Source organism: Rhizobium ruizarguesonis (genome assembly GCF_017357285.1).
Classification (GTDB): domain Bacteria; phylum Pseudomonadota; class Alphaproteobacteria; order Rhizobiales; family Rhizobiaceae; genus Rhizobium; species Rhizobium ruizarguesonis.
In genome coordinates this window covers 457,052-470,829 of the sequence record NZ_CP071681.1, presented here as the reverse complement: position 1 = coordinate 470,829, position 13,778 = coordinate 457,052, and the positions used below count along the sequence as shown (strand labels likewise).

Here is a 13,778-nt window from a genome sequence, read left to right as displayed (position 1 = left end):
CGGCCATCACTTCCTGCCACCGGCAACAAGCCGGTGGCACCCACAATCTTTCTCTCATGAAACGTCCGCGTCCTGCTGTCCTCGGCAGGAGCGGTTTCGTGCGAGCCGGAGACGGATATGAGCGGCTATATTCTTTCAATCGACCAGGGCACGACCTCCTCGCGCGCAATCATCTTCGATAGCGACATGAAAACGGCCGGCTCGGCGCAGGCGGAGATTACCCAATATTATCCGCAGCCTGGATGGGTGGAGCACGACGCCGCCGAAATCTGGCAGTCCGTCGTCGATACTGTGCGCAGGGCGATCGCCGATGCCGGACTTGATGCCGCCGACATTGCCGCGATCGGCATTACTAATCAGCGCGAGACGGCGGTCGTCTGGGATCGCAGGTCCGGGACACCGCTTCACCACGCGATCGTCTGGCAGGACAGGCGCACGGCCGAAATGTGCGATAGCCTGAAGGCAGACGGCTACGAGAAGCTGTTCAGCGCCAAGACCGGGCTGCTGCTCGACCCCTATTTCTCCGGAACAAAGCTGCGTTGGCTGCTCGACAATGTCGATGGCCTGCGTGAGAAGGCCGAGGCCGGCGATGTCTGCTTCGGCACGATCGACAGCTGGCTGATCTACAATCTGACTGATGGCCGCGTACATGCCACCGATGCGACCAATGCATCGAGAACGCTGCTTTATAATATCGATGACGGTGCCTGGGACGAGGAGCTTCTCGGCATTCTCCGCATTCCGGCCGCCATGCTTCCTGACGTCAGGGAATGTGCCGATGATTTCGGCCGCGTCGACAAGGCGCTGTTCGGCGCGGAACTTCCGATCCTCGGGGTCGCCGGCGACCAGCAGGCAGCGGCGATGGGCAACGCCTGCTTCGAGCCCGGCATGATGAAATCCACCTATGGCACCGGCTGCTTTGCCCTGTTGAACACAGGCCGGGATCGTGTTTCTTCCTCAAACCGGATGCTGACGACGATCGCCTGCCGGCTCGACGGCGAGACGACCTATGCGCTCGAAGGCTCGATCTTCATCGCCGGTGCCGCCGTGCAATGGCTGCGCGACGGCCTCGGCATTATCGACCAGGCGTCGGAGGCGGGAGTGCTTGCCGCCAAGGCCGATCCCGGACAGCAGGTCTACATCGTTCCGGCCTTCACCGGCCTCGGCGCGCCCTACTGGGATCCGGCGGCGCGCGGCGCAATCTTCGGTCTGACGCGAAACAGCGGGCCGGCGGAATTCGCCCGCGCCGTGCTTGAATCCGTCGCCTACCAGACGCTCGATCTGCTGGTGGCGATGAAGAAGGACTGGGGCGTCAACCAGCTGGAAACGGTGCTGCGCGTCGATGGCGGCATGGCGGCTTCGGATTGGACGATGCAGTGCCTGGCCGACATGACCGGAAACCCTGTCGACCGCTCGGCGATCCGCGAGACGACGGCGCTGGGCGCAGCCTGGCTTGCCGGCTCAAAAGCCGGCATCTGGCCAGGCAAGCGGGATTTTGCGCAGGCCTGGGCCTGCGACCGCCGCTTTAGCCCTTCGATGGATGAGACCGAGCGGCAAACGAAGATCATCGGCTGGAAGAATGCCGTATCGCGAATGATTTCAGACGCCTCCGCGGGATAGGACCGCTTCCGGCTCTCTTACGCGCCGGCAGCCTTTCTGTTGATGAAGCTCAGGGCGAGCACGGCGAAGATCAGCGTTCCCGTGCCGACCTGCTGCCAATAGAAGTTCAGATCGGTCAGCAGAAGCCCATTGGCGACGATGCTGAGCAACAGCGCGCCGAGAACGGTGCCGCCGACATTCGGCCGCCCGAGTGGGCTGAGCGTCGTGCCGATGAAGGTCGCGCCGATGGCATTGAGCAGGAAGGCATTGCCCGAGGAGGGGATGTAGGTGGTGACGGTTGCGGTCAGGATCAGGCCGGCGATTGCCGCGATCAACCCGACCAGGACGAAGGTCACCGCGACATGGGCCGGCGCGGCGATGCCGGAATAGCGCACGACGCCCGGCTGGATGCCGATCGACAGGATGACGCGGCCGAAACGCGTGCGGGCAAAAACAATGGCGGCGGCTGCGATGACGACGATGGCAGCGGCAAGCGGCACCGGGAAGCCGGCGATCGTTCCGTGGCCGAGAAAACGGAAGCTTTCCGGCACGCCGTTCGGCGGCAGATAGACCGGATTGCCGCCATTGGTCAGCAGCTGCTGAACGCTGCGGCCGATGAACAGCGTGCCGAGCGTGGCGAGGAACGGCGACACGCCGATCCCGGAAATCAAGAGCGCGTTGAAGGCACCGACGAACCCTCCGGCGGCCAGTCCCGCGAGCGCAGCGACTGCCACCGGCTGCCCGGCGAGGACGAGCGAGACGAAGGCAAAGCTCGCAAAATCCATCGCCGTTCCGACCGAAAGATCAATGCCGCCCGACGCGACGGCGAAGGTCATTGCGACGGAGACGATGGCAAGCAGCGTGAAATTGTTGACCAGGATGCTCTGCAGGTTCGCCGGCGACAGGAAGGTTGGCGTTGCTATGGAAAAGGCGGCAAACACCGCAACCAGGGCGAGGATCAAACCATAGCGCACCAGGCCGCCGGCGATGACACGCGGCAAGTCGATGGTGGCGAGGGGAGGGGTCTGGAGCGACATGGTCAGGCCTCCTGTCGACGCAGCAGCGTGGTCGCGGAAACGACGATGAGAATGAGCACACCCTGGACGCCGCTGACCAGTGTGCTCGAAATGTTCAGCAGCTGGAAACCGTTGACCAGGAAGCCGACCAAAAGGGCCGAAAGCAGCGTCCCGGTGACCGTCGGAACCAGCCGGCGCGAAAAGACCGAGCCGAGCAGGGCCGTCACGACGACGGGCAACAGCATCTCGCCAGCACCAGTCGTGCTGCCGCTCAGATAGGAAACCGACAGGATGCCAGCGATGCCGCCGGAGACGCCGCTGGCGACGAAGGCGCCGGCCAGCAGCCGGCGAAGCGGCAGACCGGCGGCACGGGCCGCATCCGGAAACTCACCGACGGCATAGAGGCGCAGGCCGAGCGGGGTATATTGCACCATCGCCGTGGTGATGGCCGTGAAACCGACGAGCACATAGGCGAGAACCGGTATGCCGAAAGGATCCGAGGCCGAAAGCGCTGACAGGAAAGGCGTCGAGGCCGGCAGGACGGTATTGCCGGTCAGCACCAATTCCAGGCCGGCGACGACGTTCATGACGGCCAGCGTGGCCAGCAGCGGCACGATGCCGGCATAGACGACGGCAATGGCATTGACCGTGCCGATCAGCGCGCCGGTGAGGATCGCCGCGGCAATCGCCGTCGCATCGCCGTAGCCGAGCTGCGTCAGGCTCGCATAGACGGCGGCGCTGAGGCCCATATTGGCAGCCAGCGACAGGTCGATGCCGCCGGTGACGACATTGGAGCCGCCGGCAATCAGCACGATCGTCAACCCGATGGCAAGCACACCGGAGATGGCCGATTGGCCAAGTACGTTGCCGATATTGCCGATGCTGAGGAAATAGGGCGCTGTCAGCGAGAAGATGATCAGGATGGCGGCAAATGCGATCACCGATCCGAAGCGCAATGCCGCAGCGGCAAAATTGCCGGCCGGGCGGGGAGGCGGTTCCGCAGCGGAAAAACCGGAAGGCGCGAATTCCACTTCAGCCGACATGGCGATGTCCCTCGGATGATCCGGTCGATTGAGCGAGCACCGCATCCGCCGTGGTCTCCGACGAGATGAATTCCCGCGCCACGCGGCCGCGGTAGAGCACAAGGATGCGATCGGTGATGCCGATGAGTTCCGGCAGATCCGAAGACAGCACGATGACGCCGGCGCCGCGTGCCGCGAGTTCGCCGATCAGCGTATAGATCTCGACCTTGGAGCCGATATCGACTCCAACAGTCGGCTCGTCGAGCAGATAGATCTCGGAACGGCGGCTCAGCCACTTGGCGATGGCGATCTTCTGCTGGTTGCCGCCCGAAAGCGTGCGCAGCAGGGCATCGCGCCCATTGGTCTTCACTTGCAGCCGCGTAATCAGAGCGTCCACTTCTCTCTGTTCGCGTCTGCGATCGAGAAAGCCGAAACGCGTGAAGCGGCCAAGGCTCGAAAGACTGATATTTTCCGCGACGCTGAGGTCGAGCGCGACGCCGTGGCGACGCCGATCTTCCGGCACCAGGGCGATCTCGAGGCCGGCCGCCTGGATGGGATTGGTGAAACGGGCAGCCTTGCCGCTGATTTCGATATGGCCGGAAGCCGGGGTCTCCAGACCGAAGAGAGTGCGGACCAGCTCCTTTGCGCCGGAGCCGAGCAGGCCGGTGAGGCCGAGCACCTCGCCGCGCCGAAGCGTGAAACTGATGTCGCTATATTTCCCCGGCGCCGACAGTTGCTCGACCTTGAGGATTTCCGCGCCCGGCGTCACCTGCGGCTTCGGAAACATCTCCTTGATGTCGCGCTCGACCATCAGCCGCGCAATCGCGCCAGCCGAGGTGTCCCCGATCGGCAGAGATGCCACGTCGAGCCCATTGCGCAGCACGGTGACGTGGTGGCAGAGCTCTTCGATTTCGTTCAGGTAATGCGAGATATAGATGATGGTAACGCCTTCGTCGCGCAGACGGCGGATCAACCGGAAAAGGATATCGGCCTCGCGGCGCACCAGTGCGGCCGTCGGCTCATCGAAGACGAGCACCTTCGGCTGATTGAGGAGCGCGCGGGTGATTTGCACGATCTGCTTTTCGGCAGTCGACAATTCGCTGATCAAGGCGGCGTTCGGCAACCGGATACCGAAATAGTCGTTGAGAATATCAGACGCGCGACGTTGCATCAGTCGCCGATCGAGGAACGGTGTGCCCGATATCCGCGGTTCCCGGCCAAGGAACAGGGCTTCGCCGACAGTGAAGGTCGGGACCAGCAGCCGATCCTGGTGAATGAAGTGGATGCCAAGCTCTTCGGCAAGATGGGGTGTCAGCCTGTCGAATGTTTGCCCTTCGATCTCGATCCGGCCGCCGTCCGGCTGATGAAGACCGGCAAGCAGCTTGATCAGCGTCGACTTGCCGGCGCCGTTCTGGCCGACGAGACCGTGGATGGTGCCGCGCCTGACGATCAGCGACGCACCGGCAAGCGCCTGGGCACCACCGAAATGCTTGACGATGCCTTCAAAGCGGATGATGTCGTCGCGTGCAGTGACCGGCTGCTTCAACGAAATGGCCGTCATGTCGATCTCTCCGGGCGGGCAGATTCCGAGCGATCCGGCGATGAGCGGATCGCTCGTATTCCGTGTTAGCCGATGCCGAGCTTCTTGGTGACTTCGCCGACATTGGCCTTGTTGGCGAGCAGTGCCGGGACATAGGTCTCGCGCGGCAGGGTCTGGCCGGCGAGCAGCTTGGCAACGTTGCGGATGGCGGTGCGGCCGATTTCCGCCGGCTGCTGGGCGACATCGGCGCCGGCCGGCGAATTCGGATCGGCGATGAGCTGGAGCACTTCCGGGCTGCCATCGACGCCGTAGGTGCGAATCTCCGTCCGCCCGGCAGCCGTCAACGCCTGGGTCGCGCCAAGCTGCGGAATGTCCCAGGCCGACCAGATCGCCTTGATCGAACCCTTTTCCGGATATTTGTTGAGGATTGCCGTGATCTGCGTGAAAGCGTCCTGCACAGTATTCGGGATGACGTCGCGCAGTTCCGGCTGGAGGATTTTCACCTTCGGGAAATATTTGACGACATTGACCAGCTGGTCGTAGCGGATCGCGCAGGGGGTTACGCCGTAGAAGCCGTTGAAGACGACGATATTGCCTTCGCCGCCGATATCGGAGACGAGCTGCAGCGCCAGATCCTTGCCGATGCCCCAGTTATCGGAGGTGGTGTTGTTGATCGAATTGGTCGAACCGACGTCGACGGTCAGAACCGGGATCCCGGCATCGCGCGCCTTCTTCAGCCAGGGATCGATGACGCTGAGCGTGCCGAGGATTTGAACGATCGCATCCGGCTTCTGGGCAATCAGCGTCTGCAGCTGCGAGACCAGCTTGCCGTCATTGCGTCCGGCATCGACGGCGATCGGCTCGCCACCGAGGCGCTTTACCTCCTCGATCTGGGCATTATAGGCCTGCAGATCGAAGAAGTGATCGGTGCCGGTTGCGCTGATGGCGATGCGCTTGCCTTTCAGCGACAGTTCTTCGCCCGCGGCAAAAGCCGGTTTCTGCCCGATGAGCGATGCACCAGCGACGGCGACCCCGGCCGCGGCAGACAGTTTCAGCAGATCTCGTCGTCCGAGACCGTTTTCAGACTTTTCGATGCTCATCGCCACTCTCTCCAATTAATTATGTCTATAGATTAAATAGATTAATGCCGGTGGATAGGAACGAATTTCCAAAAGAACGATCTCCGGGGAAAAGAGTGGATGGAGCGAAAGCTCATCCCTGGCTGCGATTTCCCGCGACCGGGAATGATTTCGGAGGCCTCGGTGGTTTTCAGAGCGGTCAGATGAGTCTGCAGCCACCGATCAAGAAGAACATGCACTGCATAATTCTTGCGCATGCGACCCAATTTGCCGAAGGCGAGCTCCTGCCAGGCCGTGGTGCCGTGTGGCGCGACAGCAGGCGTAAAATCACGATTTAATGGGCAGGGTCGGGGTTTATGCCATTACGTTGATAGCTAGCGCGAAGCTTCGCTCCACTTGGCGCGCAACTTGCCTCTCTCCTGCCAGGGAGAATGAAACAATGCCCGACATCGACCCGCAGATTTTCTCAATAAGCCGACCATCTCTCGGAGGCTACAAGGCCTTCGTTCAACGCGACATGATCGTCGAGACCTATCGCAGCGCCGCGGGGCAAATGGTTTCGAGGGGCTCGCTTCATAGAATTTCGATCAACCGCACGGCGCACGGCAAATACGCCTATCGGCTCGGAAGCGGGGCGTTCCGCAAAGTCGAGAGGCCGCCGTTCACCCTGGGATTTCAACCGGCCGCCACGGTCCTCGAAGTCGATGGCGATGCGGCGGATTATATCTCGATTTTCCAGTCCCCTGCGCTCTACAGCGGCATTGGCGGCTCTCGCTTCGATCCCGAGCATTGGGATAGTGACGCGCTCAGCGCGACGACTGATCCGACAACGCTGCAGGTCGCGCTCTCCCTTGCATTTGCCGCCGAGAAGACCGGGCGCGACGACCCGCTTTTGATGCAGCATCTGGGGATGGCGCTCGCCTGCTGCGTTGTAAAGCTGCTGGGCGCCAAACCTGAAGTCGGCGATCGTCCGCTGACATCGGACAATCTCCGGCGTGTGATCGATTACATCGAGAACCTGCTTGGCAAATCCGATCTGAGTGTGGAGGAGCTCGCCGGGGTGGCCCATATGAGCCCCTTTCACTTCAGCCGGGAATTCAAACGGGCAGCCGGCATGGCTCCGCATCGCTTCGTTCTGGAACGCAGGATCGAGCGGGCGCGACTTTACCTCGCCGATGGCAAGGAGACGCTCGCAAACATCGCTTATGCCACAGGCTTTTCCAGCCAGGCGCATTTCTCCAGCGTCTTTCGCCGTCTGATGGGGGCGACCCCGAAGGAATACCAGCGTTCGGTCCGTCTTTGAGCCGGCTCTTGCCGATGACAGCTCAGCAGCTTTGCGAAAGACAACCGCACGAATTTGAAATCTCTTGAGGCTGCGGTCTGCGAGGCTTTTCCCATCAGGAGGCCCATATGACCGCTTTTGCCCAAACCAATCCGATTACCGACATCTGCTTTTTGGTCGAGGATATCGACAAAGCATCGGCCTTCTATGTCGAGCGGCTTGGCTTCAAGCCGCGCCGCCGGGCTCCTGGCTTTGCCGATTTCAAAGGGGCGGGCGTGACGCTGGCGCTATGGGAGATCGAGCATATTGCCGAAAATACCGGTGTCTCAAGCCGCCGTGCCCCTCCAGGTGCGCACAAGGCCTGCGCGGCCATCGAGCTCGCCTCGCCAGAGCAGGTCGATGCTGCCTATGCGGAGCTGAAAGCTGCGGGCGTGCTCTTCTACGCGCCGCCGCAGGACTATGTCTGGAACGCGCGATGCGTCTATTTCGCCGATCCTGACGACAACCTCTGGGAAATCTATGCGTGGTCCGCAGGCGGCCCGATCGGTGACATCGGCCCGCAATAGCGAGCGCAATCGCCGGTCGTCCAACAATCCAACAAGGGGAAAGGCAAGCAAATGAACGGGGATGACAAACAAATCGTGGTTGGCAGGCGTACCGTCCTGAAGGGCGGCGCCTTTGCCCTTGCTGCAGCGACGGCAGGGATCAGCGTGTTCGTGCCGCGTCACTCGAAAGCCGCCGCTTCCAAGGTCGTCATCAAATATGACTGGCTGATGAGCAATGGCCAGATCGGCGATATCGTCGCAGTCAAGCAGGGCCTGTTCCAGGCCGAGGGTCTAGACGTCGAGTTTTCCCCCGGCGGTCCCAATTCGGCAACGGTGCCGCCCGTGATCACGGGTGATGCGCAGCTCGGCCAATTTTCGGATTCGGCACAGCTTCTTCTTGCCAGGTCGTCCGGCGTGCCGATCAGGATCTTCGCCTGCGGTTTCCGCATGGCGCCGTTCGCCTTCTATTCACTGCCGAAGGCGCCGATCCGCACCGTCAAGGATATGGTCGGCAAGCGCATCGGCATCCAGCCGACAGCCCGTTACGTGCTCGATGCCATTCTGCTGAAGAACGATATCGATCCATCGAGCCTGACCATCACCAATATCGGCTTCGACATGACGCCGCTGATGACCGGCCAGGTCGATGCCGTGACCGGGTGGATCACCAACACGCAGGCGCTTTCCATCATCGGTCCCGACCGGATCGATCTGATGATGAAGGAGACGGGCCTGCCCTCCTACGCCAATGTCTATTTTGCCACCGACGATGCCGTGACCGGCCATGCCGAGACACTGGCAAAGGTGCTGCGTGCCGTCGCCAAGGGCTGGGCCTGGACGCATGAACATCCTGAAGAGGCGGTCAAACTGACGGTGGAAGCCTATCCGCAGCTCGACCTTGCCGTAGAGCTGAAGACGGTGCCGCGCATCCTGTCACTGAGCTTCGACGCAGCGACCGGGAGGGATGGCTGGGGCAGCTTCGATCCGGCCGCGCTTGCCGAGCAGATTGCCGTTTACGACAAGATCGGTCAGTTCAAGAGCGGCGCGCCGAAGCTGGAGGATTGCTATACGACTGAGATACTCGACATGACGGCGGGTGACCGCCCGAAGATTGCGTGAGAGCGGATTTGCCTGAAGCAGCGGCCATCGAAACCAAGGATCTGGCTGTCGGTTATGCCGGCGCTGTCGAGACGACCCGCATTCTGTCCGGCGTCGACCTCAGCGTCGACAGGGGCGAGTTTCTGACCATTCTTGGTCCCTCCGGCTGCGGCAAGTCGACCTTGCTGCGTGCGGTGGCGGATCTTCTCCCGCCGCTTGACGGGCGGCTGTCGGTGCTCGGCAGGACAGCGTCGGAGGCGCGCCGGCGGCGCGAGGTCGCCTTCGTCTTTCAGGACGCAACGCTGCTGCCGTGGCGGACTGTGAGGGAGAATGTCGCGCTGCCGCTGCAGGTGGGGAAGAAGAGCGTCTCGCGATCGGTCGATCCACGGCCCGACCACTGGATCGAACTGGTCGGCCTGTCGCATCTGGCCGACCGCTATCCGCATCAACTGTCCGGGGGCCAGCGCCAGCGCGTCGCCATAGCGCGCGCGCTTCAATGCGAGCCGGATATCCTGCTCATGGACGAACCCTTCGGTGCGCTCGACGAGATCACCCGCGAACGACTGAACGACGAGCTTCTGGACGTCTGGCGCCGGACCGGCACGACCATCCTGTTCGTGACCCACAGCGTCATCGAGGCGATCTATCTCGGCGGACGCGTGCTGGTCCTGGCGGCCAATCCGGGCCGCGTTCAGGCGCTGATCGATCTGACGCCGCTGAAAGACGAGCGCGGCCTCTGTCGGCGCGAAAGCCTCGATGTCCAGGAGACCGCAGCCCATCTGCGCCGATTGCTGCAGCAGGGGAGTTCGGCTGCATGACGCATCGTCCGTTGTCGTTCGCCGAGGCAATCGGCCTTCCTGTTATCGGCGCCCTCTCGTTGCTTCTCGCCTGGCAATGGCTGGTGCCGGCTCTCGGTATTCCGGCCTATATCGTTCCAACGCCGCTGGCGATCCTGCGCACGCTTGGCATCGAATGGCGCTTCCTGCTGTCGAATGCGATCCCGACATGGGGCGAGGCGGGTCTCGGTTTCCTCCTGGGCAACGGTCTCGCTGTGATCATGGCGATTGCCTTTGTCTATAATCCGCGCTTCCAGGCCGCCTATTTTCCCGTTGTCCTGCTCTTCAATACCATCCCCGTGCTGGCGCTTGCGCCGATCATCATCCTCATTTTCGGCCTCGGCATGCTGCCAAAGGTCATCATCGCCGCTCTCATCTGCTTCTTCCCAACCCTGGTGAATACGGCTCGGGGCCTCAATCTGGCAACGGCGAGCGAGCTTGACCTGATGCATGTGCTTTCGGCGAGCGGGTGGGAGACGTTCTGGCGCCTGCGCGCGCCACGATCTGCCCCCTTGCTTTTTGCGTCGCTGCGCATTTCGGCAACCACCTGTGTGATCGGCGCGATCGTCGGGGAGTGGATCGGTTCGAACCAGGGGCTGGGCGCTGTCATCATCCAGTCGACATTCAACTATCAGGCGGAAAGGCTTTTTGCCGCCGTCGTGCTCGCCTCTTTCTCCGGCATCGTCTTTTTTGCCGCTGTTGCCCAGATCGAGCGGATTTTCCGTCGGCTGCAGCCGGGGCAGAGCTGAAAGCGTTCAATGCGGGCGCTGCAACGCTGACGCTTTCCAGGATATGACAAGGTCCCCGCTGTTATCTGCAGGAGGCCTTGCCCGTTGCTACTCCTCCATGCTCTCACGGATGTCGGAGAGATCAATGCCATGGGTGTCGAACCACCAGTCGGGACTCATGTCGGAATGGCGGTCACGCAGACGCAGATATTTGGCGCGCAGCCGCTTCTGGCGTTCGACCTCTTCCTTGAAGAAGGGGCGATCGAGCGTGCCGCCCATCTTGTGGATGCGACGGAGCAGTTTTCGCAAGACGTATCCCTGCTCCTTATTGCCCGGCCGGTAGCCGCTTTCCACGATCGTCATGACCGTCTCGCGCAGCGTTCCGAGCGCATCGACTTGCGGCGTGCCGTTGACGATCATGTCGAGACGTTCCGCGCCGAAGCCGACGTCGATGCAGGTTCCGAGCGGATTGACGATGTTTCCGATCTCGACGCCATCCTTATAGAACTCAGTGCAGTATCCGCTGATGCTGCCATCGCTCCACATGCATTCCGGATCCGGCACGATGGGCACGCGCGCCCCATAGAGCGGCGTCCATTCCACCAGACGGTCGGGATGGATCGTCACATGATCCGGCACGAGCCCCAGCGTTCCCAGAAACTCGAGCCAGAAATCGATGGCGTTGCCGACGGTCATTTCCCTGAAGGAGAAAAGGCCGAGCATGGTGAAATGGAGAAGATGGGTTCCGTCGCCGATCTCGTCGAGGTCGCCCATGCGCAGGCAAGCCTGGCTGTTTGCGACGGTTCCACTATGGGAGGGATCGGAGAAGAGGGGCTTGTACTGCTGCATTCCAGCGCTGCAGAAGAGCGTGGTATCATCATGCGGCCGTACGGATTGGATGCGTATGAAATCGATGCCCTTGGAAAGGCAGAACTGTTGATATTGCTGGATCAGGCGTCCCGCGGTGACATAGGCAACCTCCTTCGTTGTTCGTGTGCCTTTGGAAAAGATAGTGGTCTCCGGCGTGCACGGCAACCTGCCGCTATCGAGGATAAGCCGAATGGCGCTCTTGAAGATTGGCTCACTTGAGGCTAAATATAGCCTCAAGTGGAAAGGAGCTTTGCCATGATGGGATTTGCAGTCATCGCCGACGTTCTCGGACTGCCCGCCAGGGAACCCGCATCGCGCTCAGCCTTTGGCCTGCTCTCCAGCATTGAGGAAGGCTTGCCGGTCAAGGCGCTTGATCGCATGGCGCTGCTTCTGGCGCCTGATGATACCCAGTTCAAATATAGGCTCGTTCCAAAGGCCACCTATGAGCGGCGCAAGTCCAAGCATCGGCTCTCCTCCGACGAGGGCATAAAGCTCGCCCGTCTGGCGCGCGTCTGGGGATCGGCGCTGGATGTCTGGCAGACCGAGACCGAGGCCCGCGATTTCCTGTTTCGGCCGCATGCAATGCTGGAGGACAGGCGGCCAATCGACGTGGTCATCCAGAGCGAGATCGGCGGCGAGCTCGTGCTCGATATTCTCGGAAGCCTGAAATACGGCAGCGCTGCGTGAGCGCACAGGTTCTTGACCGCACACTGACATCCGTCCGCATCGGAGATCCCAACGGAAGCTATCCGATCTTCGACGCCACCGGCTCGACCATCGCGCCGGGACGGTGGAACACGTCGGGCAGCGCGATCATCTATACGAGCGAGCACTATTCGACGGCGCTGCTCGAAAAGCTCGTCCACGGCAGCGGGCGACTGCCACCCAACCAGCACTATGTCACGATCACCCTACCGCGTGGGCTTAGCTACGAGGTCTTCTCCGAGCCCGCGTTGCCCGGCTGGGACAGTATGCCGGCGAACGTCAGTAAGGCTTTTGGCGAACGCTGGTGCCAGGAAAAACGCAGTGCCGTCCTGCTGGTCCCAAGCGTCGCCGCCCGCGTCGACCGCAACATATTGATCAACTCGGCCCACCCGGAATTCCCATCGATCACGGCGAGCCTCCACCAACCGGTCTTCTGGGATCGTCGCTTGTTCGGCATGTGACGGGTTGCGGTGCAATCAACGTTTCCGCAGAGCAGATCAAAACGCCGGACAGATGAGGCTTGGTCAGCAGATCATGATGCTGCCACCAAATGCATTGATAGGAGCTCTCGGCCGACGTAGCCAAGGCCTTTATCCAATGGCACAGCAGGCCATTTTAAACGAGGAGGAGGTGGCTGCCTCGACTGCTCACGCGCCCGTCTCCCATGGATTTATCACCGCTGCGCCGGTATCGCCGAAATCGCCGACATTGCGAGTGACGACAATCAGATCATGAACGATCGCGGTTGCGGCGATCAGCCCGTCGATATCGCCACGCGGCCGGATGGCGGCGATGCGGCCCCATTCGACGGCGATCTCGTCGGTCACCGGCAGGATCCGGTCGCCATGATCATAACGTAGCTTGCGCAGCCACTCGGTGAGATGCGCCGCGGTCTTCGGATCAGATTTCTGTTTGAGGGCAATTCCGCGCATGATCTGGCCAAGCGTCAACGCACTCAGGCGGATGGTGAGCGGATCGACGGAGCGCAGCCACGAGACCGCCTGCGGCGTGCCGCGTCGCGCCTCCGAGACGATGTTGGTGTCGACCAGCTACATCAGAGGGGGACGTCGCGGCTTGGCGTCTTGTTGCGTGCTTCGACCGCATCGGCGAACTCATCGTCCCAGGCGGGGCCACCGATCAGGTCGTCGACGAGCGTCGGCCTGCCGGCGCGCAGGGCGTCGTAGTCGCGGGCGGACAGAACGACGGCCGTGCGTTCGCCACGCACGGTCACCACCTGCGGCCCTTCTTGTCGGGCCTTCTGCACGACCTTCGAAAATTGGTTTTTGGCGTCCTGTAGTTGCCATTCCACCGAATCCGCTCCTAGCTAGACTGTCTAGCTGTGTACGCGCAGAATGCTTGTGCGTAAACCGCGGGACGTTCCACAGAGTCCGGTTCTGCTATTAGGTGTCATAACGAAGCTCGACATCATTGTGTCGGCAACGGCGCTTGTCGGTCCTT

15 protein-coding genes are annotated in these 13,778 nt (G+C 61.8%); 8 read left to right on the top strand and 7 right to left on the bottom strand.

The window, feature by feature from the left end:
• Positions 1-117: 117 nt before the first annotated feature.
• Entirely contained in the window at positions 118-1,620 is a 1,503-nt protein-coding gene (gene glpK / locus J3P73_RS33240) for a glycerol kinase GlpK (RefSeq protein WP_075223720.1), read from the top strand.
• A 17-nt stretch (positions 1,621-1,637) separates the two neighbouring features.
• Here the strand turns inward: glpK and J3P73_RS33235 are convergent, their stop codons facing one another.
• From J3P73_RS33235 to J3P73_RS33220, 4 genes are all read right to left on the bottom strand, one after another.
• On the bottom strand, positions 1,638-2,636 hold the full coding sequence (locus J3P73_RS33235; protein ID WP_130774249.1) for an ABC transporter permease: 999 nt from the start codon (positions 2,634-2,636) through the stop codon (positions 1,638-1,640).
• A gap of 2 nt (positions 2,637-2,638) precedes the next feature.
• Entirely contained in the window at positions 2,639-3,658 is a 1,020-nt protein-coding gene (locus J3P73_RS33230) for an ABC transporter permease (RefSeq protein WP_207580099.1), read from the bottom strand.
• Entirely contained in the window at positions 3,648-5,198 is a 1,551-nt protein-coding gene (locus J3P73_RS33225; RefSeq protein ID WP_130707071.1) for a sugar ABC transporter ATP-binding protein, read from the bottom strand. The genes J3P73_RS33230 and J3P73_RS33225 overlap by 11 nt, the downstream gene beginning before the upstream one ends.
• Positions 5,199-5,263: 65 nt before the next feature.
• Positions 5,264-6,277, bottom strand: a complete 1,014-nt coding sequence (locus J3P73_RS33220) for a sugar ABC transporter substrate-binding protein (RefSeq protein ID WP_018070797.1) — start codon at positions 6,275-6,277, stop codon at positions 5,264-5,266.
• A 418-nt stretch (positions 6,278-6,695) separates the two neighbouring features.
• Between J3P73_RS33220 and J3P73_RS33215 the strand changes: the two genes are divergently transcribed.
• The 5 genes from J3P73_RS33215 to J3P73_RS33195 all read left to right on the top strand — a co-directional run bounded on the left by J3P73_RS33215 (position 6,696) and on the right by J3P73_RS33195 (position 10,766).
• The gene (locus J3P73_RS33215; RefSeq protein WP_130707072.1) at positions 6,696-7,559 is read left to right on the top strand and encodes an AraC family transcriptional regulator; all 864 of its coding nucleotides are present in this window, start codon (positions 6,696-6,698) and stop codon (positions 7,557-7,559) included.
• A gap of 107 nt (positions 7,560-7,666) precedes the next feature.
• Positions 7,667-8,104 (top strand): VOC family protein, encoded by a 438-nt coding sequence (locus J3P73_RS33210; protein WP_018070800.1) that lies wholly within the window; start codon positions 7,667-7,669, stop codon positions 8,102-8,104.
• A gap of 51 nt (positions 8,105-8,155) precedes the next feature.
• Positions 8,156-9,202, top strand: a complete 1,047-nt coding sequence (locus J3P73_RS33205) for an ABC transporter substrate-binding protein (protein ID WP_024320205.1) — start codon at positions 8,156-8,158, stop codon at positions 9,200-9,202.
• Between the two features lie 8 nt (positions 9,203-9,210).
• Entirely contained in the window at positions 9,211-9,999 is a 789-nt protein-coding gene (locus J3P73_RS33200) for an ABC transporter ATP-binding protein (protein WP_027688735.1), read from the top strand.
• Entirely contained in the window at positions 9,996-10,766 is a 771-nt protein-coding gene (locus J3P73_RS33195; RefSeq protein ID WP_024320203.1) for an ABC transporter permease, read from the top strand. The genes J3P73_RS33200 and J3P73_RS33195 overlap by 4 nt, the downstream gene beginning before the upstream one ends.
• An 87-nt stretch (positions 10,767-10,853) precedes the next feature.
• Here J3P73_RS33195 and J3P73_RS33190 read toward each other — a convergent pair whose 3' ends face one another.
• On the bottom strand, positions 10,854-11,780 hold the full coding sequence (locus J3P73_RS33190) for an alanine--tRNA ligase-related protein (protein ID WP_130666018.1): 927 nt from the start codon (positions 11,778-11,780) through the stop codon (positions 10,854-10,856).
• Positions 11,781-11,870: 90 nt separating this feature from the next.
• Here J3P73_RS33190 and J3P73_RS33185 point away from each other — a divergent pair, with 90 nt between their 5' ends.
• Together J3P73_RS33185 and J3P73_RS33180 are read left to right on the top strand one after the other, a co-directional pair.
• Complete coding sequence (locus J3P73_RS33185; protein WP_018070805.1) at positions 11,871-12,302, top strand: antitoxin Xre-like helix-turn-helix domain-containing protein; 432 nt, start codon at positions 11,871-11,873, stop codon at positions 12,300-12,302.
• Positions 12,299-12,781, top strand: a complete 483-nt coding sequence (locus J3P73_RS33180; RefSeq protein ID WP_130707073.1) for an RES family NAD+ phosphorylase — start codon at positions 12,299-12,301, stop codon at positions 12,779-12,781. The genes J3P73_RS33185 and J3P73_RS33180 overlap by 4 nt, the downstream gene beginning before the upstream one ends.
• Positions 12,782-12,967: 186 nt before the next feature.
• Here the strand turns inward: J3P73_RS33180 and J3P73_RS33175 are convergent, their stop codons facing one another.
• The gene (locus tag J3P73_RS33175; RefSeq protein ID WP_226306592.1) at positions 12,968-13,369 is read right to left on the bottom strand and encodes a type II toxin-antitoxin system VapC family toxin; all 402 of its coding nucleotides are present in this window, start codon (positions 13,367-13,369) and stop codon (positions 12,968-12,970) included.
• Between the two features lie 5 nt (positions 13,370-13,374).
• Positions 13,375-13,629, bottom strand: a complete 255-nt coding sequence (locus tag J3P73_RS33170; protein WP_024320200.1) for a type II toxin-antitoxin system Phd/YefM family antitoxin — start codon at positions 13,627-13,629, stop codon at positions 13,375-13,377.
• Positions 13,630-13,778: the final 149 nt, after the last annotated feature.